The organism is Vannielia litorea, from assembly GCF_018424695.1.
Taxonomy (GTDB): Bacteria; Pseudomonadota; Alphaproteobacteria; order Rhodobacterales; family Rhodobacteraceae; genus Vannielia; species Vannielia litorea_A.
In genome coordinates this window covers 1-22,389 of the sequence record NZ_QTNQ01000011.1, presented here as the reverse complement: position 1 = coordinate 22,389, position 22,389 = coordinate 1, and the positions used below count along the sequence as shown (strand labels likewise).

Annotated in this window: 13 protein-coding genes; 4 read left to right on the top strand and 9 right to left on the bottom strand. The window is 64.4% G+C overall.

From position 1 onward, the window contains the following. Window positions 1–36: 36 nt before the first annotated feature. Window positions 37–2,769, bottom strand: a complete 2,733-nt coding sequence (locus DYI42_RS05980) for a DUF3131 domain-containing protein (protein WP_213545019.1) — start codon at window positions 2,767–2,769, stop codon at window positions 37–39. Between the two features lie 120 nt (window positions 2,770–2,889). Between DYI42_RS05980 and DYI42_RS05975 the strand changes: the two genes are divergently transcribed. Further along, a complete protein-coding gene (locus tag DYI42_RS05975; RefSeq protein WP_213545018.1) occupies window positions 2,890–6,252 on the top strand; it encodes a glycosyltransferase in 3,363 nt (1,120 codons plus the stop codon). A gap of 103 nt (window positions 6,253–6,355) precedes the next feature. On the opposite strand, the gene DYI42_RS05970 is transcribed toward DYI42_RS05975, so the two are convergent. Beyond that, window positions 6,356–6,976 (bottom strand): hypothetical protein, encoded by a 621-nt coding sequence (locus DYI42_RS05970; RefSeq protein ID WP_244867605.1) that lies wholly within the window; start codon window positions 6,974–6,976, stop codon window positions 6,356–6,358. Window positions 6,977–7,758: 782 nt separating this feature from the next. Here DYI42_RS05970 and DYI42_RS24450 point away from each other — a divergent pair. Beyond that, window positions 7,759–7,881 carry a hypothetical protein gene (locus DYI42_RS24450; RefSeq protein WP_274608797.1) on the top strand — a complete coding sequence of 41 codons (123 nt, stop codon included), beginning with the start codon at window positions 7,759–7,761 and terminating at the stop codon, window positions 7,879–7,881. Window positions 7,882–7,982: 101 nt separating this feature from the next. On the opposite strand, the gene DYI42_RS05965 is transcribed toward DYI42_RS24450, so the two are convergent. From DYI42_RS05965 to DYI42_RS05950, 4 genes are all read right to left on the bottom strand, one after another. Continuing rightward, the gene (locus DYI42_RS05965; RefSeq protein WP_213545017.1) at window positions 7,983–9,659 is read right to left on the bottom strand and encodes an ABC transporter ATP-binding protein; all 1,677 of its coding nucleotides are present in this window, start codon (window positions 9,657–9,659) and stop codon (window positions 7,983–7,985) included. Window positions 9,660–9,662: 3 nt separating this feature from the next. Then, complete coding sequence (locus DYI42_RS05960) at window positions 9,663–10,727, bottom strand: ABC transporter permease (protein ID WP_213545016.1); 1,065 nt, start codon at window positions 10,725–10,727, stop codon at window positions 9,663–9,665. Between the two features lie 12 nt (window positions 10,728–10,739). Next, the gene (locus tag DYI42_RS05955) at window positions 10,740–11,696 is read right to left on the bottom strand and encodes an ABC transporter permease (RefSeq protein ID WP_213545015.1); all 957 of its coding nucleotides are present in this window, start codon (window positions 11,694–11,696) and stop codon (window positions 10,740–10,742) included. A 138-nt stretch (window positions 11,697–11,834) separates the two neighbouring features. Further along, the gene (locus DYI42_RS05950; protein ID WP_213545014.1) at window positions 11,835–13,445 is read right to left on the bottom strand and encodes an ABC transporter substrate-binding protein; all 1,611 of its coding nucleotides are present in this window, start codon (window positions 13,443–13,445) and stop codon (window positions 11,835–11,837) included. 499 nt (window positions 13,446–13,944) lie between these two features. Here DYI42_RS05950 and DYI42_RS05945 point away from each other — a divergent pair, with 499 nt between their 5' ends. After that, window positions 13,945–15,201, top strand: coding sequence for a M24 family metallopeptidase (locus DYI42_RS05945; protein WP_213545013.1), 1,257 nt, complete (start codon window positions 13,945–13,947; stop codon window positions 15,199–15,201). Between the two features lie 42 nt (window positions 15,202–15,243). Here the strand turns inward: DYI42_RS05945 and DYI42_RS05940 are convergent, their stop codons facing one another. From DYI42_RS05940 to DYI42_RS05930, 3 genes are all read right to left on the bottom strand, one after another. Further along, on the bottom strand, window positions 15,244–16,809 hold the full coding sequence (locus tag DYI42_RS05940; RefSeq protein WP_213545012.1) for an ABC transporter substrate-binding protein: 1,566 nt from the start codon (window positions 16,807–16,809) through the stop codon (window positions 15,244–15,246). Between the two features lie 245 nt (window positions 16,810–17,054). Continuing rightward, window positions 17,055–18,854: an NAD(P)/FAD-dependent oxidoreductase gene (locus DYI42_RS05935; protein ID WP_213545011.1), complete on the bottom strand. Its 1,800-nt coding sequence runs from the start codon at window positions 18,852–18,854 to the stop codon at window positions 17,055–17,057. Window positions 18,855–19,010: 156 nt separating this feature from the next. Beyond that, the gene (locus tag DYI42_RS05930; RefSeq protein ID WP_213545010.1) at window positions 19,011–20,753 is read right to left on the bottom strand and encodes a sigma-54-dependent Fis family transcriptional regulator; all 1,743 of its coding nucleotides are present in this window, start codon (window positions 20,751–20,753) and stop codon (window positions 19,011–19,013) included. A 491-nt stretch (window positions 20,754–21,244) separates the two neighbouring features. Between DYI42_RS05930 and DYI42_RS05925 the strand changes: the two genes are divergently transcribed. Beyond that, on the top strand, window positions 21,245–22,389 hold a 1,145-nt coding region (locus DYI42_RS05925), incomplete at its 3' end, for a type VI secretion system Vgr family protein (protein ID WP_213545009.1).

Genomic DNA, 22,389 nt, shown 5'->3' with positions numbered 1-22,389 from the left:
AGCAAGGCGGAGACCGCGCGCCATCCTTGCGGCTGGTTAACGAGCGCCGACCATGCGGTGTGCGATGGCCTGTAGTATGATCGCATTGGTGTTGACGTCGGAGTAGTTCTCGGTGATCGCGTCGGACTTGAAGAAGGCTCCGGAGGCATAGCCCATGTCCGGGATGCGGGCATGGCGGCGCATGTGCCGCACCAAGGTGCTGGAATAGGCGTGAGGGTGCACGGCGTTCCAGAGGAAGGCCGACTTGGTGCTCAGGATGAGACCGTAGCGTTCACGCAGGCTGGACGCGTTGTATGTCCGATCGGACATCGTGGTTTCCAGAACCCATTTTCGTGTTTCGCTGTTCATGTCCAGGCCGAGGTAGAGAAACCATGGAGCCTCGTTGATCGGCACTTCCGAGACGCAGTAAAGCCCGCCATCGGCCTTGTGGGCACTGTATTGTTCGTTGAACAGAACCTCTGCGAGCCATTCGGACTCGGGTGATGCGCCGAGCTCGATGATCTCGAGAAGCAATGGCTCGGCACCAAGGCTCCCGATGCGGCCTGCCTCATACAGCAGAGACATCCGCCGGTCGGCCAGATGCGCCCCTGTGTAGGCCCGCCGATAGGGAGAGGTCGTCTCGAAGCCGAAGCGGCCAAGTGCTCGGGCGAGGTAATGCGAGCAATGTGACGGATCCTCAAAGGTGAGGGCTTCTGGCGAGAAGGGCTTGAGCGGCCCTTCGGCGAGGGCGGCGGCAATATCCCAGGCGGCCACCTTGGCAGTGACCTGCGCCGACAGCTCGGGGTGCTTGCCCAAACGGGACAGTGCGGCCAGCAGGCGCCCGAAGTCGCATCGGTTGAATTGTTTGCTTTCCGGTTCGCCGGTTTTCGAAGAGATCATGCTACAGGGCAGCCTCAGCCCGTCGATCCGGGTTTCCGGCAGGGCCGTTATGACCTTGGCCGCGCGTGACAGGAAGGCGGGTTGGTCGATCATGTCGAGCGCACGCACGGCCTCGAGCGCCAGCAGGTAGGAGCCGATGTCCCACATCGTCAGCGTCTCGTAGGTGTTCGTGACGCGCGTGTTCACCCGGCCAACCGTTGCCGGCACGAGGCCGCTCTGCTCGTGGGCATGGACCTCAAAGTAGCGCCAGGCCACGGCTGCGTCGGTCAGGAGGTGAAGCTGCTCCGCCTCGTCGAGGGGCGCGTTCGATGGTGCCGTTTCCGCTGCCATGCGCCGGTGACGGCGGAACTTGGCAAACGCCTCGTCGCTCGGTATCGCGCGGCTGATCCAGCTGGGCAGGTCGGCGTAGGCGGTGGCATTGGCCTCGTGCATCTCGGAAAGGAGGTTCACCAACTTGTCGAGAAACTCCGGGTCATCCACGACTTCCGGTCCGATGACAACGACGACGTCCCGATACGCGCCGAGCCTGTGCCTTAGCGCGTGCAAGTCGGCACGATCACGCAGGTGCAGCACCGGCCCGAGCCTGAGCCGGGCGGAACCGTCAAGGCCAGCAAGCGTGAAGTTGCTGTCGGCGAGGTAAGCCGGCAGAAGGCCTGTGCCGGAGGCTGCGCCCGAGACTGAATCCAATATCAGATCTTCGCAATCCCGGGTTGAAGCGGCCATGGCGCGGCCTGTCTCTGTTTCGTCGCCCGCGGGCTCTTCTTCGGAGGCCGCGACGAGGTTGCAGCCTGTCGCCTCACTGCTGTCCGTGCCCGGAGGCAGGACTAGGGCCAGCGGAACACCCGCCGCTTCAAAGCGCCCGATAAGCTGCTTGCGGTGTGCAGGGCTTGTCTCCCGCACATCGGCCAGCACCAGGACACTCCGCTCGAAGGCGACCCTGGAGGCAGCATGGAGCGGCGCGATTCGGGTTGGCGCGATTCTTTCGTCGTCGGCGAAGCCGGACAGTTTCTCGAGAATTTCCAATCCGCCCTGATCGGCAGAAATGTCGCCCATGTGCAACAAACGTGACGCATCGATGTAAAGACAAAGGACCGGGTCGCGCTCCAATTGGCGGTCGATGTTCTGGCCCAGATCGGCAATCGGGGCACCAATGTCATGTCGAATTCCGCCGAATATGCGGAGGGTACCGTTCTCATAGGTTTCAAACCGAAGGTCACTCGTTTTTGCAGGCAGCACCAGCAGGTTGCGGAAACCGGCCGCAGTGAGGCCCTCGGGAATGCGCTCGGTCACCGATGCGCCCGAGACGATGGTGGTCAATTGGCGATGGAGCTGGTCTCCGGGATCGGAGGTGTCAAACAGGCTTGCCATGGCCCGTCTGGCCTCGTAGGCGGCCCGTTCCTGGCTGTAGCCGGGAAGATCGTTAAGCGCTTCGACGTAAGGAAATAAGCCAGCGTGGTTGGGATATTGGCGAATGAGGGCCTCTATCGTGAAAAGCAGCGCAGCCCGCTCTGTCTGGGGCGTTTCCAGCCAAAGCTGCGGATCGATCGTCATCGCAACGGGGTGGCCCCAGTTGATAAGCGGCGACAAAAAGGCCATCAGCGCCGAGACCGGCGTGCGTGGATCCAGGCCGTGTATGATGATGAGCGACGCGAGAGTTCGCGGGGCTGCCGACGCCGCAGACATGGTCTGCCGCCCTGCAAACAGGGCCGCAAGGGAAGACTGTAGAAAATGCCTGCGTCCGAAACTCATTGCCCGCGTTTCAACCTGTTCCACGGTATTGCCGGATCGTAGCGAACCCCGGGTGTCATGAATACAGCGGGTGCACGGACAGCTTGTTTTTTGCACCGGTCGGCGTAGGCTATTCGCATTGGGGCCATTGAGATCGAGCATCCCGTGCTGGGGGGCGCTTCAATGGTTAGGGGAAAAGGGGCCGCAACAAGCGGCTCTCGTGGTGGCGGTGCTGGCGCTACCACGGTACAACAGATATTCAGCGCATCATCGCGTCGGCGCATGCGACTTGTCGTTGTTGCCGCCGGTCTGGTGTGCTTGCTCGCAACGATCTGGGGCATGACCTTCGCCGTCAGCGTCGCGTCTACCGATTCGCCCGGTGGCGATGTGATCGTAGAACAACTTACGGGCGAATCTGCCGATTGGCGACCCATTTTTGCCGAGATATCGAAATCCCGGAATCTGGTGCACGATCACGAGCAAGCGGCAGACACCGCGCGCAGCACGTTCGGGCTGCGCCAAGGCCCGGAGCTGGACTGCGCATCCGAAGGGGCCACCGCCATGGGGCGCGGGGGGTTCACGCATATCAGCGGTTTCTTTGACATTCGCGACGACTACCGGGAAGCGGCCCTTGGGCGGGCCTGCGGCCACTTCGATGCCGCGATGCCGGACTGGTTCGTTCTGACCCCGGACGGCACCGGTTGGGCGATGCCCGAACAATACCCCGAGCAGCTTGCCGACAGCCCCCTGATGCAATCGCGCGAAAGATACGCGCTGACGCCTCTTGTGCGTCTCGAAGAGTTCGACCCCACCGGTTCCGACGTTCTCGCGGACCCGCGGTTCATTCAGTCGGTTGCCTTCGATCTGGCGGCGCACGTCGAAGCGCAAGCCTTCGAAGGTCTGTGCTTGGATGTCGGTGATCTTGAATGGGGCGGGATGATGCAGGTTGGAGGGCTGCTGACCGCGCTGCGTCAGCATGTTGCGCCGGCCCGTTTCGAAACCTGCGTCGTGACTTACAGCGATGCGGTCGAGTCGATCCCGCCGGACACGTTGGACATGCTGGACAGGGTTATCGTGCGCATGTTCCGCCCGCACTTCGCAGATATGATCGAAACCCCGCGCGCGCCCCGAGAGTGGTTCGACTATGAGATGCGGCGAGTCGCCGAGGTTGTGCCGGCTCCCAAGCTCGTGGTTGCCATCGGGGCCGGCGGGCTGAGCTGGATCGCCGGAGAGAGCGGGCCGCAGCCTGTCGATCATGCGGAAATCATGCGGCGGTTGCACCATTTCGGCGGATACGCCCTGTTTCCCGACCGCCCGCGCAACCCGATGGTCACCTTTGTCAACGCCGCGGGCCAGAACGAGCGCATCTGGTATCTCGACGCCGCGACGGCCTACAACCAGCTGCGGCTGGCGCGGGAGCTTGGGGTGAGCCGGGTGGCGATCTGGGGTGTTGGCCGTGAAGACCCGTCGCTGTGGCCCATGTTGCAAGCCACCGCGCTCGAGCCGGAGACGGCGGGCAAGGCGCTGGAAGTGGTGAACCTCTCCGACAGCGTGCGCTACACTGGCAGCGGCCCCTTCCACGACTTCGAAACCGATCCGGTGCCGGGCGATCGCGCGGTGCAGTTCGATCCGGACAGCGGCGAGATCGCGAGTGAGAGCTTCCGCACCGCACCGGTGCCCTACATCGTGCGGCGGTGGGGGCGGCCCGAGAGCAAGATGGTGGCCATCACCTTCGATGACGGCCCGGACGAGAAGTACACCAGCCAGGTGCTCGACGTTCTGCGCGACGCAGAGGTGCAGGCAACCTTCTTCCCGATCGGGGTTAACATGCTGAGCAACCGTGGCCTGATCCGCCGGATGGTGGATGAGGGGCATATCGTTGGGCTGCACACCTTCACCCACCCGCACATCGAGGACGCCACCGACTTCCGGCTAAAGCAGGAGTTGCAGATGCAGGGTCGCCTGACGGCCACGTTGACCGGCAAACGCCCGCTGCTGTTCAGGCCGCCCTACGTGGACGGGCCGGGGCCGGACACCGGGCGCCTTGCCGAGAAGATGAGCAAACTCGACGACCTTGGCTACATCACCATCGGAAGCGATATCGTGCCGCACGACTGGGTCTGGAAGGATCCGCAGAGGATCGCCGACTTCGTGATCGACGAGGTCCGGGCCAGCCCGGAGCAGGGGCAGGTGCTGCTGATTCACGATGCGGGCGGGAACCGCGAGGCAACCGTGCAGGCCCTGTCCATCATAATTGCCACGCTGCAGGCCGAAGGTGTGAGCTTCGTGAACGCCGCAGACTTCATGGGGGTGACGTCGGAGCAGCTGATGCCCGATGTCCGGGGCGCCCGCACCACCTTCGAGACGATCTCGCTCTTCACTCTGATCTACATTTGGCAGTTCGCACGGATGATGTTCTGGCTGGTCATCGCCTTTGCGATCTTCCGGGTGTCTCTGGTGCTGTTTCTTTGCCTGCGTCGCGGGCGGCATGCCGTGGTTCACGAGGGATATGCCCCGAGTGTGACCGTGATCGTGCCAGCCTATAACGAAGAGAACGTGATCGTCAGTTCGGTGAACAACATTCTCCAGAGCACCTATGGCAACTTCGACGTGATCGTGGTGAATGACGGCTCCACCGACAATACGCTGAAGATCGCCAGGTCGAAGTTTCGCCGGAACCCTCGGGTGAAGGTCTATACCCAAAGGAACCAGGGAAAGTGGGCTGCCGCCAACAAGGGCTTCGCGCGCTCCGATAGCGAGATCGTAGTGGCAATTGATGCCGACACGATCCTTGCCCCGGATGCGATCGGGCATCTGGTGCAGAAGATGAAGGACCCGCGTGTGGGGGCCGTGGCCGGCAAGGTCATCGTGGGCAACCAGCGCAACCTGCTGACGCGATTCCAGGCGATCGAGTATCTCGTCGGCCAGAACGTGGACCGCCGCGCCTATGAGGCGCTGAACGCCATCATGGTGGTGCCGGGCGCGATTGGGGCGTGGCGGCGCGACGCGGTGATCGAGGCGGGGCTCTACTCGCCGGAGACGATGACCGAGGATGCCGACCTCACGGTATCGCTCATTCGGGCGGGTTACCGGGTGGAATATGACGAGCGCGCGCTCTGCTACACCGAGGCGCCGGAAACGGTGAAGGCCTTCTTGGCGCAGCGCCTTCGCTGGACGCTGGGCAAGTTGCAGACGGCATGGAAACACCGGGGTGCAGTGCGGGAGCGCAGGTCCGTCGGGCTGGCAGCAATCCCCGACCAGATCGTGTCAGGCATGCTCTTGCCGCTCTTTGCGCCGATCGTGGATCTGGTTGCGATCATCGCGGTGCTGAACCTGACGACGACGCTGTTCTACGGGCTGCCCTACGCCACCGACAGTTCGCCGGGTCTGATGTTGCTTGGCTATGCCGTCATGCCTCTGACCGAGCTGCTGGTTGCGGTTCTGGCGATGCGATACGAGGCGAAGCGAGACTGGAAACTGCTGCTCTATTGGCCATTGCAGCGTGTGGCCTATCGCATCCTCATGATGTGGACGGTCTATCGGGCGCTGTCTCGGGCGGTGACCGGAAAGCTGGCCTCCTGGCAGAAGGCACGGCGAACGGCGAATGTGACAACTTCCTTCGCCGCCGCCAAACCTGCGTCCTAGAGCGTTTCGCCTTAAACCTCAGACATCGCGCATCGCCAACTGCCTTTCAACCGACGGCGAAAGGCAGCGTTTGGCGGTTCAGGTGGAAGGCGAAGTGCCAGGGTCAGGAGGGGTAGACCCCACAGCCGGACTCGGAGATCGGGCCACGGTCAACCGGGTATCCGGGGCGCGGGTTGATGAACACGGGCTGAAGCCCCGTGATGCGGTAGGCGCAACGTTGCGATGCCGCGTCGCCGACGCGGCGACCATCCAGATAGATGTCGAGCCAGGGGTGGCCCCGGTGACCGGTGTGGCACGGGCCGTTCTGCGGGCGAGGACCATCTCCGCAGACATCCTCGACAATCGCATAGCGACGAAGATTGGGGATGTAGAAGCGGGTTCCGGCAGGGTAATCGAGCGTCTGGCGGCCGCCAACGATCTTGTGGCCCACGGCGAGGGTGACAGGATCGTCGTAGGTGCCGATGCCGCCGGCGCGGCGGTGGATGACCGGGCGGGCGATGGCGGCGGAGCCGGGAGGTGTGTTGTCCCAGTAGGTGTAGCCGGTGAGGTAGGCAGTAAAGCGGCGTTCCGACCCGGCGCCGGAGGGGGCCTTGCCACTCACCCGCACCTCGTTCGGAGCCGCTTGACTGCCACGGGAAACAATCTCTTCTTCACTCGCAGGGACACATGCGGCAAGTGCAAGAATGCCGATGGCGCAGATGCGCCAAGCCATCAGTTTCTTCATGGTAGTAGCCCGTATGCTGCTTTGTTTTTTGATATGCTCGCAAGTCTTACCATATTCCTAACAGCTCAGAGAAAGATGGCAATCTGATGCTCAAAAACTGGCGGGATATCGTCAGCTCCGGTGCGTGCGTCCTCTAAGTGTCGGAAATGCAACTAGAGACCTTGAGCAGGAAATTGCCAATCATCGCGGAGCGGCGTTCAGACCGGCCGGGTGTCACCGCTGATCCGGGCCGCGCCGCGAGCTGCGATATCCAGGACGCCGACAGGCACGGCTTCCGGAGCTGAGACGCCGCGGAGCTTGGCGACGTTCGGTCCCGCAGCGAGGCGGTGACCCAAGCGGGCGCATTTGGTCTTGGCGCGGGGACAGCGGCGCGCGACGGGAATGTGCAGATCTCGTGGCGGGCCACTACGCCGAATTCGCGACGTTCGAGCACCGCCGTCGGCGGGCGCAAGAGATGAGAACACAAAATGTTGCGCAGCTGACACGCTCTCCCCCGGGTTGTGCGCACCTAGGCCATGCGGCCGAAACGGGGCCTTCGATGGCTGGTTTGCGACGGCTTTCTGCCTGTTGACGACGCCGCCCGGGCGCGTTTTCGCACCGGCGCGGCGGCTGATCTGCTAGCCGGTTGTTGGCGGGGATCGAAGGTTAAGGTTTTTTGCATTTCGGTGGTTGACTGACTCAGGCGCAAAGCCTAGGTGCGGCTTCAGAGGCACGGCGATATTGCCCTGCACAAAAGGTTTGGACCACGGCCACCTCAAGACGGCAAGACGAAGGAGAGCGACATGATCACACGTGATGACCTGATCCGTGAGTACCGTTCCCGCAGCGCGACATTTCCCGCGTTCGCCGTCGTGTATCTTATGATCGTCGGTACCCTCGGCCTGACCGCCTACGCCATCGTCTGAGTAGGCGGCGCGCAGCCCCCATCTGATCACACCGGAATGAAAAACGGGCAAGCCTTGATCTGAAGGCTTGCCCGTTCGCGTGATTTTGCTCGTCGCCAGCGTCAGACGTCGGCGGCCTCGCCAACGTTGTCGACACCGCGCTCTTCGAGCAGTGTGGTCAGCCAGTTCGGGTCCATCTCCGGCACCGAGCTGAGCAGCAGGTCGGTGTAGGGGTGGTGCGGGGGCGTGAACATCTCCAGTTTCGGCCCCTGTTCCACCACCTTGCCGTGCTGCATCACCACCACCTCGTCGGCGATGGCGCGCACGGTGGCGAGATCGTGGGTGATGAACATATAGGCGAGGTTCAACTCCTTCTGGAGGCGGTCCAGAAGCTTGAGGATGCCCTCGGCCACCAACTGGTCGAGCGCCGATGTGACCTCGTCGCAGATGATGAAGCTGGGCTCCGCCGCCAGCGCCCGAGCGATGCCGATCCGCTGTTTCTGGCCGCCAGAGAGCTCGGGCGGGAAGCGGTCGTAATACTTCGACGGCTCCAGCTCGATCAGGTCCAGCAATTCGTCGACCCGGCTCTTGAGCGCGGTGCCGCTGAGGCCCGAGTAGAACTTGGCAGGCCGCCCGATGATCTCCGAGATGCGCACCTTCGGATTCAGCGCCGTGTCTGCCATCTGGTAGATCATCTGCGCCTGGCGCAGTTGGTCCTTGGTGCGGTCGGTGTACTTGGGCGGCAGCGGCTCCCCCTTGAACAGCACTTGGCCGCTGGTGGGCGGCAATAGGCCAGTGATGCAGCGCGCGGTGGTCGATTTGCCCGAGCCGGACTCGCCCACCACCGCCACCGTCATGCCCTCGTAGATATCGAAGGAGACATCATCGAGCACCTTCACCCCGCCGGTATAGGCGGCATCGACATTCTGCACCGAGATCAGCGGCGTTGCATTCTCGGGCCGGGCCTTCTGGTCACGCTCGAAGCTGCGGACGGCCCAGAGAGACTTGGTGTAGTCTTCCTTGGGCGCGGCCAGCATCTTCTCGGTCGATTGCTGCTCAACCTCTTCGCCCTTCAAAAGCACCTTGATGGTGTCGGCCATCTGCGCAACCACCGCGAGGTCGTGGGTGATGTAGATCGCGGCAGTGTTGAACTGGTCGACGATATCGCGGATCGCGGCGAGCACCTCAATCTGGGTAGTCACGTCGAGCGCGGTTGTCGGCTCATCGAAGATGATCAGATCGGGACGGCACGACATGGCCATGGCCGTCATCGCCCGCTGCAACTGCCCGCCCGAAACCTGGTGCGGGTAGCGGAAGCCGATCTCGCCGGGGTTGGGCAGACGCAGCCGCTCGTAGAGCTGGATCGCGTCTTCCTGCGCCTCCATCCGCTTCTGGATGCGGTAATGCACCGGCGCCTCGGTGTGCTGGTCGATCAGCTTGTGCGCCGGGTTGAAGGAGGCCGCCGCCGATTGCGCGACATAGGCGATGCGCGATCCGCGCAGCGCCCGCTTGTCGGCCTCGGTGGAGGTGGTCAGCTCGATCCCGTCGAACTCGATCGACGAGCCCTCGACGATCCGCGTGCCATCACGGGCATAGCCCATGGCGGCGGCGCCGATGGTGGATTTGCCGGCCCCGGATTCTCCGATCAGGCCCATCACCTCGCCGCGGTGCAGCTTGAGGTCGACGCCCTTGATGATCGGCACCCACTCTTCGCCGGTGTAGCCGTCGATCTTGAGATCCTTGATGTCGAGCAGAACCTCTTTCCTGAGGCCGGGCGCGATTGGGGAAGTGTCTGTCATGAATTACATCTCCTTCAGACCGGAGGAACGCCACAGCATCCAGTCGACAACGAAATTGACGGCCACTGTGAGCAGTGCGATGGCGGCGGCGGGGATGAGCGGAGTGATATCGCCGAATGAGATCAGCGTGGCGTTTTCACGCACCATCGAACCCCAATCCGCGGTGGGCGGCTGGATGCCGAGGCCGAGGAACGACAGACCCGCGACGAGCAGGAACACGAAGCAGAACTCCAGCCCGAACTCGGCCACAAGCGGTGCGGTGGAGTTGGGCAGGATCTCCTTGCGGATCAGATACCAGTCCCCCTCGCCGCGCAGCTTGGCGGCCTCGATATAGTCCATCACCACCACGTTGCCCGCGACCGCCCGCGTGAGGCGGAAGACGCGGGGCGCGTAGATGATCGCCACGGCGACGATAATCACCCCGATCTGCGGCCCGAAGATGGACAGCATCAGCAGGGCGAAGATCAGCGAGGGGATCGACATGATGACATCTGCGAAGCGCCCCATGAACTGGTCGAACCAGCCGCCCTTGACGGCGGCGAGAAGGCCGGCCAGTGCCCCCATCACGAAGGCCGCGATGGTGGCCAGCAGGGCGAGGCCCACGGTGTTGCGCGCGCCGTAGATGATGCGGCTGAACATGTCGCGCCCGAGCTGGTCGGCCCCAAGCAGCATGTTGGCATCCGCAGGCGCAAAGGCCGAGGAGATCACCTCGCTCTCGCCGTGCGGCGCGATCCATGGCGCGAAGATGCCTGCGATGGCGTAGGTGAAGATCACGAACATCCCGAAGGCTGCCGTCAGCGGAGCGGTCTTCAGCTCCTTGGCGGTGTTCTTCGGCGCGATGATGATGAGGAACTCCTTGAACGCGTAAGAGATGCCAGCCGCGAAGGCCAGAACGGCCGCCGAAATGGCCACGAACCTCAGCGCGCCCGCCCCGCCGACGATGCCCAGAACGAAGGACACCAACGTCAGCGAGAACAGCAGGATGAAAGGCCCGCGCTTCTCGAAATAGGCCGCGAGACACGAGGCGATGATCAGGAAGGCGAAGTAGAGAATGACGAAAAGTCCCATGGTCCCGCCTCCTTATTTGGGGTGCCGCAGACGCGGGTTGGTGAGGATCGCACCAACGTCGGCTGCAAGGTTGAGCAGGATGAAGGTCGCCGCGAAGATCAGGCAGCAGGCCTGAACCACCGGGAAATCCCTCTTCGACACCGCGTCCACCAGCGACTGGCCGATACCCGGGTAGACGAAGACCACCTCGACCAGCACAACGCCGGTGATCAGGTAGGCCAGGTTCAGCGCGACCACGTTGATGATCGGCGCCCAGGCGTTGGGCAGGGCGTGCTTCACGATGACCTTCCAGGGCGGCGTGCCCTTGAGCCGCGCCATCTCGATGTAGGGCGAGGCCAGAAGATTGATGATCGCCGCCCGCGTCATCCGCATCATGTGCGCGGTCACCACGAGCACCAGCGTGAGCGCCGGCAGGAAGGTGCGGTGCAGAAGTTCGCCGAAGCTGAGATCGCCGCTGAGGCTGGCGATGGCGGGGAACATGCTTGTCTTCACCGCGAGGTAGAGGATCAGGATGTAGCCGAGGAAGAACTCGGGGCTGGAGATCGAGGTGAGCGTCAGAACGTTGGCCACCCGGTCGAACAGGGTGTTGCGCAGCAGGGCCACGATGATGCCCAGCAGGATCGCGAAGGGCACGGCGATGACGGCGGCGTAGGCCGCGAGGAACAGCGTGTTCACGAAGCGCTCGGTGATGATCGAGCTCACCCGCTCGCCGGTAACGATGGATTCGCCGAAGTTGCCCACGACGGCGCCGCTCAGCCAGTCGAAGTAGCGCACGATGGCCGGGTCGTTCAGGCCCATGCGCTCGCGAAGTGCGGCGAGGTTTTCCTCGGTCGCGCCCTGGCCGAGCACCGCCTGGGCGATGTCGCCGGGCAGCAGTTCGACCATGAAGAAGATGATGACAGAGATGACGAGAAGCGTCAGCAGCCCGAAGCCGAGACGCTTAGCCACCAATGGAAGGATGTCACCCATGATGTCCCCCTTGTTGATCCGGTTCTTGTTGTTGTGGCGGGCGGGGCCCGCGGGCCGGATGCGATGTTTGCCGCGACCTGGTGCGTGGCGGCGAAAAGGCCCCGGGTTTCCCCGGGGCCTGTCGAAAGGCGCTTGGCCTTAGCTGTTGAACCACCAGCGGCTGGCGGCACGGGCCCCGTCGCATTCCCAGCTCGCGGCCAGGTTCTCGGGGGTGCCCACGTTGGCGCGGTTGGCGTAGACGAAGTTGTTGAAGAACGGGATGATCGTGCCGCCGTCGTCCTTCGCAAGCATCGCCATCTCGCGATACATCTCCGAGCGCAGGCCCTCGTCGAGTTCGGCCTTGGCCTGAAGGAGCAGCTCGTTGAAGCGCTCGTTCTGCCAGTGGCTCTCGTTCCAGGCCGCGTCGTCCTTGTAGGCCAACGTGTACATCACGTCCGGCGTGGGGCGGGCGCCCCAGGAGACGAGGCAGAAGGGCTTCTTCAGCCAGACGTCCGAGTAGTAGCCATCGTTCGGCTCGCGTACGACATTGATGTTGATGCCCGCGGCCTTCGCCTGTTCGGCGTAGAGCACGGCCATGTCCACCGCGCCGGCATAGACGCTGTCGGCGGTCGAGAGGCTCACGGTAAGGCCCTCGGCCCCGGCTTTCGCCAGCAGGCTCTTGGCCTGGTCCGGGTCATACTCGCGCTGCGGAATGTCCTCGGGCCAGAACGGCTGGGCGGGCGAATGGTGGAAGTCGTTGCCCTTGGTGGCCGCGCCGAAGGCGATCTTCTCGATGATCTCGTCGCGGTTCATCGCCAGTTTCAGCGCGTTGCGCACGTCCGGGTTGTCGAACGGTGCGGTGTCGCAGAACATCGGCAGGGTGATCGCGCCCGCCGAAGGGATGTTGTGGATCGTGATGTTGGGATCGCGCTGGAGCAGCGCCATCGTTTTCAGCTCGATCAGCGAAACCGCATCCACATCGCCGGTGACAAGCGCGGTCTGGCGCGCGTTGGGGTCGTTCAGCGTGATGATTTCGACGGAGTCGAAATAGGCGCCTTCGCGGTGCCAGCCATCATGGCGCGAAAGGGTGAAGCCCACGCCCATTTCGCCATCGTCGATCTTGTAGGGCCCCGAGCCGTCGCCAGACTGCCAGTCAATCGTGCCGTCGTCGTTGGCCGGGCAGATCGCGAGGTGATAGTCGGTCATCAGCCAGGGGAAGTCCGCGTTGCCACCCGACAGGGTCACCTTCACAGTGGTGTCGCTCTCGGCGGTGATGTCGGTGACATCCGACAGCAGGGCCTTGGCGGCCGAGGTCGAGTCGTCGCCGCGGTGGTGGTTGAGCGAGGCCACAACGTCATTGGCCGTCACTGCGCGCCCGGCAAAGTGGAAGCCCGCGTTGGGCGTGATCTCGAAGGTCCACTCCGAGGCGTCCTCGCTTGCGCTCCACTCATCGGCCAGGTCCGGGCCAAGAGAGCCGTCGCCGTTGATCATCGTCAGGTAGGAGCGATGGGTGTGGGCGAGGAAGATCATCGTCCGGGTCAGGTAGGTGCCCGGATCGTGCGTGTCGCCCGTGTTGCCGTCATGCAGGCCCCAGCGGAAGTGACCGCCGCTCTTGGGCTGGGCCTGGGCCTTGGAGGTCCATAGCCCGGTGGCGGTGGTGGCCGTGAGGCCGGCGGCGATCGCCGTGTTCATGAAACCGCGACGGGAGATGCGCCCGTGGCGCGCCTCATCCGCAAGGCGGTCAATCAGCTGTTGGTTCTTTTTGGTCATGATTTCTCCCCGTTGGCAGCGGCCCCTCACTCGCGGGGGCTTTACTGCATCTTCGATGTTGTACCCGTTCTTGACCAGACTTTGGACAAAACCGACATTTCATCATCAAAGCACGAACTTGCGCGCGCTTAAACCCCGCTGGATGGGCAACTTGCGGCTCATCTGCCCCCGGTGCCAATCGATTTGCATTGATTTCACAGGGTTTCACGAAGGCTTCAGGCCTTGGTCGCGAATCGGTGGGCAGGGGCGTGCACCCTAATAGGCGCCCCACACAAGGGGGCGCCGGGCGCTGGTGGCGTAGTCAGAAAACGACACGCGCGGACGCATTTCCCGCAATCGCGACCGGCGTGGGATCGGTCCGTTGCCGCGGCGGTTGAGGGTGGCGCGGATGGGGTGAATGCCATAGGCGTCGGTGCGGTGCAGGGCCATGTCGCTGGCCTGCGCGCCGAGAGCGGCGCGCCGTGCGACGCGCTTGGCGACGAGACCGGGGAGACGACCGATGGCAACTTTCGATTGGCACGCCGAGCGCACCGACCTCTCGGACATCGCCCTGCTGGACCGCGCACCCGAGAGCGAGGGGATCGACCTGAAGGCGGTGCGGCTCTATCGCCTTGGGCGCGTGCGCGCGGAAATGGCGGCGCGCGGCATCGGCGCGGTGATCCTGACCGACCCGGTGAACATCCGCTACGCCACGGGCACCCGGAACATGCAGGTATTTTCCCAGCGCAACGCCCCCGCGCGCTACCTGCTGCTGACAGCCGAGCGCTCGATCCTCTTCGAGTTCACAGGGGCCGAGCACCTTGGCGCGGGCTATGAAACGGTGGACGAGGTGCGCCCCTCCCGCACCGCAAGCTTCGTGGCGGCGGGCCTGCAGATTGCTGCGCGCGAGCGGGCCTGGGCCGCCGAGATGGCCGACCTCATCGGCAGCCTGCTGGGGCCGGGCGCAACCCTCGGGCTGGAGCGGCTGAACGCGGGCGTTGCGATTGCGCTGGCCGAGCAGGGGCTGCACATCGTCGATGCGCAGGAACCGGTGGAAATGGCGCGCGCGGTTAAGTCGGACGAAGAGATGAAATGCGTGCGCGCCAGCCTGCGGGCGACGGAGGTGGGCGTGGGCAAGCTGCGCGAGGCGATCCGCCCGGGCCTGACCGAGGCCGAGCTTTGGAGCGTGCTGCATCAATCCGTCATCGCCCAGAACGGGGACTATTGCGAAACCCGCCTGCTGAACGCAGGCGCGCGCACCAACCCCTGGTTTCAGGAAACCTCCTCCAACGTGATCGGAGAGAACGAGCTGATCGCGCTCGACACCGATGTGGTGGGCTGCCACGGCTATTACTCGGACTTTTCCCGCACCTTCTTTTCCGGCCCTGGAACCCCCTCGGCTACCCAGCGCGAGTTGTATCGCGTGGCGCATGAGCAGGTGCATCACAACATGGGCATCCTGCGCCCCGGCATGTCGTTTCGCGACTACGCCGAGGGCGCATGGGACATTCCCGAGAAGTACCACGCGCACCGCTACTATCTCTCGGCCCATGGGTGCGGAATGACGGGGGAGTATCCGTATCTCTACCACCGCGGCGATTTTCCCGATGCGGGCTACGACGGCGAGATCGTTCCGGGCATGACACTCTGCGTCGAGAGCTTCATCGGCCAGGAAGGCGGCAAGGAGGGGGTGAAGCTGGAGCAGCAGGTGCTTGTAACCGAGACCGGCATCGAGCTTCTGTCGCAGTTTCCCTTCGAAGAGGCCCTGCTGCGCTAGGGTTGGTGCGCCAGCCACAACGGGCCGGCGCACCGATTTGCATCAGGCGAAGGACCAACGCTCCATCCAGCGCTCGCCGTCGACATCGTAGTTGGAGGCCATGTCGCCGTGCACGATCTCTTCGCTGTTGGCGAAGACGAAGTTGGCGAACATCGGCAGGACCGAGCCGCCATCGGTCGCCACGAGCTCCTGCATCTCGTAGTACATCGCCCGCCGCTTGTCTTCGTCCAGCTCGGCGCGGGCCTGCCCCAGAAGCTCGTTGAAGCGCGCGTTCGACCACTTGGTCTCGTTCCAGGCCGCACCCTCTGCATAGGCGGTCGAGAAGATCTGGTCTTCGGTCGGGCGCCCGCCCCAGTAGACGGCGCAGAACGGGTTCTTGAGCCAGATGTCGGCCCAGTAGCCATCATTGGGCACGCGGTTGACCGTTAGGTCGATGCCCGCGGCCTGTGCCGAGTTCTGGTAGAGCTGGGCCGCGTCGATGGCGCCGGGAAAGGCGGCGTCGGCGGCGGCCAGCGTCACGTTCAGCCCGTCCAGGCCGGCCTCCTTGAGGTAGAACTTCGCCTTGTCCGGGTCGTAGGGCGTTTGCGGCAGATCGGCATTGTGGAAGCGGTAGCTCGGGCCGATGGGCTGGTCATTGCCCACGGTGCCATGGCCGAAGAGCACCTTCTCGATCAGCTCTTCGCGGTTGATCGCGTGCTTCAGCGCCATCCGCACGTTCACGTCGTCATAGGGCGCGGTGTTGGTGTGGGCAGCAAAGGTGTAATACTGCGGCCCGGCGATGGAGTTGATCTCGATGCCCGGGCGGCGGCCCAGCAGCCCCACCGTCTTGAGGTCGAGCTTGTCGATCGAGTGCACATCGCCCGAAATCAGCGCCGTGGTCCGCGCGTTCAGGTCCACCACCGAAAGCATCTCGACCCCGTCGAAGAAGCCGCGATCCTGGTTCCAGTCGTTCTGGTGCCGCTCGAAGCGGGCGATGACACCGGGGTTGAACTCCACCAGCTTGTAGGGGCCGCAGCCGTCGCCCGATTGCCAGTCCGGCGCGCCGTCCTTCGTGGGCAGGATGGCGAGGTGATAATCGGTGAAGACGAAGGGGAAGTCGGCGTTGCCGGACTCGAGCTCGAACACCACCACATCCTCACCCTCGGTGCGAATATCGGTGATCCCGGCGACGATGGGCTTGGCGGCAGAGGTCGAATCCTCACCCCGGTGGTGGTTGATCGAGTTCACCACGTCTTCCACCGTCAGCGGCTTGCCGGAGTGGAACTCCACGCCGGAACGGATCTTGAAGCGCCAGACGGTGGCGGTGTCGTCGGCCTCCCAGCTTTCGGCCACACCGGCCTCAACCGACCCGTCGGTGGCGACACCGGTGAGAAAGCCGTGGATGCCGTAGGAGAGGGCCACGGTGAAGCCGTTGATGAACGTGCCCGGATCGAGCGTGTCGTTGGTTTGGCCATGGCCTTTGGCCACCCGGATCGTGCCGCCGCGGGATTGCGCGCGGGCCGGGCGCGTGCCGATCCCGGTTGCGGCCAACCCGGTGAGGGCGGCACCAGCGGCCAGGAAGGCCCGGCGCGATGTGCCGGACCGGGGTGTTACGAATTTGCGTTGCATGTCGAATTCCCTGTTGTCTCTTCTTTTGACATTGTCACTCTGCGGCGCCCGTCTTTGCGGGCGCTGGCAGGTGGTGTCAGCTGTCAATCTAGACTGCAGGGCGCGGTTTTGGAAACACCCGCGCGCGAGGCGGCGGGTGCCGCAGCGCGGCGGAGCGGCCCTTCGAGGGCCGATGGCGAGGCCGCGCCCGGGGCGTGCGGAGCGATGCGCCCGGCCGGGAGGGACCGGGCGCGCGCCTCTGCGGTTCAGCTCAGGTGGTGCACCTCCTGCAAGCCATAGACAGGCGTGGAGATGCCCTCCATCCGCGCCTTTATCTGCAGAGAAAGGAACTGCGAGTAGTGCCGCGACTGGTGCAGGTTCCCGCCGTGCATCCACAGGTTGGGCACCTGCGTCGGCTTCCACATGTTGCGCTGCTCGCCCTCCCACGGGCCAGGATCCTTGGTGGTGTCGGAGCCGAGGCCCCAGCACTTGCCGAGGCGGTCGGCCATCTCCTGGCCCATCAGGTCGGCGACCCAGCCGTTCATCGAGTTGTATCCCGTGGCATAGACCACCAGGTCGGCGTCGAGGTGGGTGCCGTCATCAAGGATGACGCCGGTTTCATCCAGCCGTTCCACCTGCCCGCGCTTCAGCTTCACCTTGCCGTCGATGATGAGCTGGCTCGCGCCCACGTCGATGTAATAGCCCGAGCCGCGGCGCAGGTACTTCATGAACAGGCCAGAGCCGTCATCGCCCCAGTCGAGCCAGAAGCCCGCTTTCTCCAACCCTTCGTAGAAGTCCTTGTCGCGTTCCTTCATCGCCTCATAGGCCGGGATCTGGAACTCGTGCAGGATTCGGTAGGGCAGGGAGGCGAAGATCAGGTCGGCCTTTTCGGTGGTTACCCCGTTCTGCACGGCCTCCTCCGAGTAGAGCGCACCGAGGCCGATCTCCATCAGCGAGTCCGAGCGCACGATATGGGTGGAGGAGCGCTGCACCATCGTCACATCGGCGTCATGCTCCCAGAGCGCGGCGCAAATATCGTGGGCCGAGTTGTTGGAGCCGACCACAACAACCTTCTTGCCCGCCCATCTGTCGGGGCCTTCATGCTCGGAGGAGTGCTGCTGCACGCCCTTGAACACGTCCATGCCCGGAAACTCCGGCATCCGCTTCTTGCCCGACATGCCGGTGGCCATCACCAGTTGCTTGGGTTTCAACACCACCTCTTCGCCGTCGCGGTCCACCACCACCGTCCACTCGCCCGCCTCCTCGTCAAAGCTGGCCGATTTGGCGGTGGTCTTCGTCCAGTAGTTCAGCTCCATGACCTTGGTGTACATCTCCAGCCAGTCGCCGATCTTGTCCTTGGGGGCGAAGACGGGCCAGTTCTCGGGGAACTTGATGTAGGGCAGGTGGTCGTACCAGACCGGATCATGCAGGCAGAGCGACTTGTAGCGCTTGCGCCAGCTGTCGCCGGGGCGCTCGTTCCGCTCGACGATGATGGTGGGCACACCGAGCTGGCGCAGCCGCGCGCCCATGGCGATGCCGCCCTGTCCGCCGCCGATGATCAGGCAATAGGGCTGTTCGGTGTAGCCCAGTTCGGCGGCCTCGCGGGCGCGCTCTTCCTTCCAGGTTTCCTGGTTCTTCGCCGCGCCATGCTTCGCGCCAAGCGGGCGGTTGAAGCCCTTGGGCTCTTCGTGGCCCTTAAGTTCGACCATGGTGGTGAGCAGCGTCCAGATCCTGCCGTCCTTGAGCCGAAGCAGGCCGTAGCCGCGCGCAACGGCGGTTTCGAAGGTGATCCAGGCGGTCGTCACCCCGCCTTCCTCGGTGGGCACCTCGCCCTCCGCCAGTTTCCAGCCGCTGGGCTTCGTGGTGGTAAGCTGGTGCTTCAGCATGTCTTCCACCTGGTCCTTCCCTTCCACGGTCTTGAGGTTCCATGTGAAGCTCACGAGGTCACGCCAGTAACAGTCGTCCTGAAACATGTCGCGCGCGCGGGCAATGTCGCCCTGCTCCAGCGCGGCGCCGAACTCGTCCAGAAAGGCCTGGGTCTGGTCGGCAATGGTTGAATCGAGCATCTGCTCCTCCCTTTGGTTTGATGTCCTCTCTCCGACCGGAAGGCTGGCAAGCGGGCGGGCGTGGCGCAAAGGGAAACCGGCCTCAACGGGCTTCAGCGAGGGCAGGGCGGCCTGCGGCGTTGCGCGCGCAACATCCGCGCAACAGGCGCGCAGCGGTTATTGCGGCGCGGCGAGCCCGGCCTTGCGCATCCGCCGCAGCACGGTGGAGCGGTTGACCCCGAGGCGTCGCGCCGCCTGCGCCATGTTCCAGCCACAGGCCGCCAGCAGCACCTCGAGGTCTTCTTCCGGAGCGCCTGAAGGGGCGACGGGGGGAAGCGCGGGAAGGTCCGGCAGGTCGATCACCTTGCCCTCGCATAGCGCAACGGCCACCTCCAGCACCTGCTCCAACTCGCGGATGTTGCCCGGCCAGGGGCGCGCCTTCAGCTCCGCCCGCGCTGCGGGTGAAAGGTGGATGTCATCGGTGCAGCGGCGGCGCAGCAGCCGGTCGATCAGCCAATCCATATCGGCGCGGTGCCGCAGAGCGGGCAGGGCCAGCCGCGCGCCCGCCAGTCGGTGGAACAGATCGGGGCGCAGCAACTGCGCCAGGTCGGCGGGCGCGCAGCGGCAGGAGGCGATGGCGCGCAGGTCGGTCCGCGCGTCGAGCAGGGCGATCAGCTCCGCCTGTGCTTCGCGCGCAAGGTCTTCCACCCCGCGCAAGAACAGCGTGCCCGCCGCCGCCTCTCGCAACGCGCCAAGGTCAGGCTGCCCGGCGCAGCGCAGCAGGTAAAAGCCGCGTTGGCCTGCACCCGCCATATGGATTGCGCGCACGAGCTTTTCCTTGCCGGTGCCCGTCTCGCCCGTAATCAGCAGCGGCACCTGTGTTCTTGCCAGCCGCTGGGCCTGCGACAGCATCCGCTCCAGTGCCGGATCCTTGCCGGAAAAGCTGCCCAACGGGCCGGGCAGGGCGGCATCGCGGCGGCGCACAGCGGCCCCGCCCAGCGGGGCCTGCGGTGCGATGGCATGGCCGAAAATGCCGCGCCCGTCTTTCAGGCGCAGCACCCGCTCCTCGCTCGGGCGGCCGCGCATCAGGTCGGGCAGGTCGTCCACCGTGAGCTCCATGAGAGCGTCAATCCGGGTGCCGATGAGGCGGCCCTCGCCCTCCGGGTCCAGCGCCCGCCGCGCGCCCGAGGTCATGCCCACGATCCGCCCTGATCCATCCAGCGCCACCGCCGCCTCCGGGTCCACTTCCAGAAACTCGGGGCTGGTGGACACGCGCAGCACCCAGTCCCGCCGGGTGGTTGCCATCAGGTTGGCCATCTCGACCCGCCGCGTCGAGGCGGTGACGAGGTTCATCGCGAGGTTCTGCGAGGATTTCGGCGAGGGCGAGCGCAGCAGCGAAATGTCGAGCACCGCCACCAGCTCGCCCATTGTGTCATGGATGGGGGCCGAGGTGCAGGAGAGCGGCGTGTGCGCCAGCCCGAAATGGTCGCTCTGGTGGATCGTCACTGCCTCGCCGGTCACGATGCAGGAGCCCACGCCACAAGTGCCCGCCAGATCCTCGGTCCAGTTCGAGCCAAGGTAGAGCCCGGCCTGGCGCAACTGGTCCTCGAAGCGCGGGTCGCCGAAGAAATCCACGCAGACACCCTTGGCATCAGCCAGCAGCAGCACGTAGTTCTGCCCCGCCACCTGCCGGAACAGCGCCTGTAGGCCCGAGCGCGCGGTGGCGATGAGCCGCTCGGACTGCTCACGGTGTTCGCGAAACTCCGCCTCGGTGACGATATGGGCCGGGTCGGGGCGCGACGGGTCCAGCCCGTAGCTTTCGACGCAGCGCTGCCAGCTGTCGGCCACCAGCCTGTCACGCCCGGTGTCGAGCCCGCGCAGCACGCGGTCGATTTCATCCACGTGGTTCAGGTCGAGCATCGCGTCCTCCCAGCGCTTGCCTGCCTGCTGGATACCACACTTGCCCCGGGGCAGCCATTTGACCTTAGTCTGCCCTCTGCCCTCTGCCCTCTGCCCTCTGCCCTCTGCCCTCGATCCCGGACCGCCCGGCTTGGCGGAGCTACAGCGCTCCACGCGGTGGTGCGCGGTGCGCCTTGCGTGGGTCAGGTCCGGCGCCTGCCAACCAGCGGACGGCCAGGAAATCTGGCGCTTGGGGATGTGCTCTAATCGGGTGAAAGCCCTTGCCGCTCCGTTGGTGCGGTTACAACCAAGAGTCGCGAAGGGCCATGGCGCGACGGGGCGTTGAGCGAAACGATAGACGCGCGCGGAGTGTTACGTAAAGTGCCATAAACCTGCCCTTGAAGCGCCTCAAGCTGTTGTTTACCTAGAAGCTAATGAATTTACGGGATTAGATTTGCATCAGTGCGCATCCGACTAAGTGTGCGAACGGTTAAGGATTGGGGATCTCTGCAATGGATGGCGTGTACACCCAGGACAACAACCTGGGGTGGATAGAGACCGCTCTTGGAAAGGACCATCTCCTCCTTGAGCGCTTTGAAGGCACGGACCGCGTCAATGGTCTGTTCGAATACAAGGCGCAGGTGCTTGGCCGCAACGGGCTGGATTATGACGCGCTGCTTGGCACCCATGCCACCGTTCAGCTCGGCACGGCAGCACAGGACACCGCGCCCTTCGACGGGATCGTTACTGAGGTCGAGTGGCTGCGCGGCGATTTCGAGGGCGATCACTTCCTGCTCACGCTGCGCCCGTGGCTCTGGCTCGCAGGCCGCCGCCGTCAGCAGCGGATCTTCCACGAGAAGAAGGTGAACGAGATCCTCGATGAGGTTCTTAAAGACTGGTCCTCGGCAGGGCCGTCCACCTTCCGGATGGATCTCTCGCAGGCCTATCCCGAGCTGGAATACACCGTGCAATACGGCGAGAGCGATTTTGCCTTCGCCTGCCGGATGATGGAGCGCTTCGGCATTTCCTATCACTTCGAGCACGAGGCCGGAAACCACTGCATGGTGCTGACCGACGCGCATGAGAGCATGGGCGAGCTCCCCGGCCTTTCCCGCGAATACCGGCCCATCGGCGAGTTCTACCGCAAGGATGAAGAGCACTTCTGGGAGTGGCGTGAGGCCCGGGGCGTGACCACCGGCAAGGTCAAGCTCGCCGATTACAACTTCAAGAAGCCGGGCGCCAAGCAGGTGGTCGAACAATTGGGCGACGCCGAGTTCGCCTTCGGGGATATCGAAAGCTACGACTACCCGACCGGCATCGAAGACACCGGCACCCCCGGTGCTGCGCGTGAGCCCAGCCGCACAGCCTCGGAAGGAGAGGACGACGCGGCCCGCAAGGCGCTGGTGCAGTTGCGCACGACACAAGAGCGCAGCGCCGATTTTCGCACCCATGCCGCGGGCGATGTCATCAGCCTGAAATCCGGCATGCGCTGCGTCGCCCGCGGCCCCGATGCCGAATTCCTCGGCGGGGCACAGCACCTCTGCCTCGAGGCGCATCACGACTTCACCGCCAAGGCCTACCACTCCGGCGGCGAGGAGGAAGACCGCGCCTACAAGGGCCGCTACGTGATGACGCCGGTCAGCGCCCCCTTCGCCCC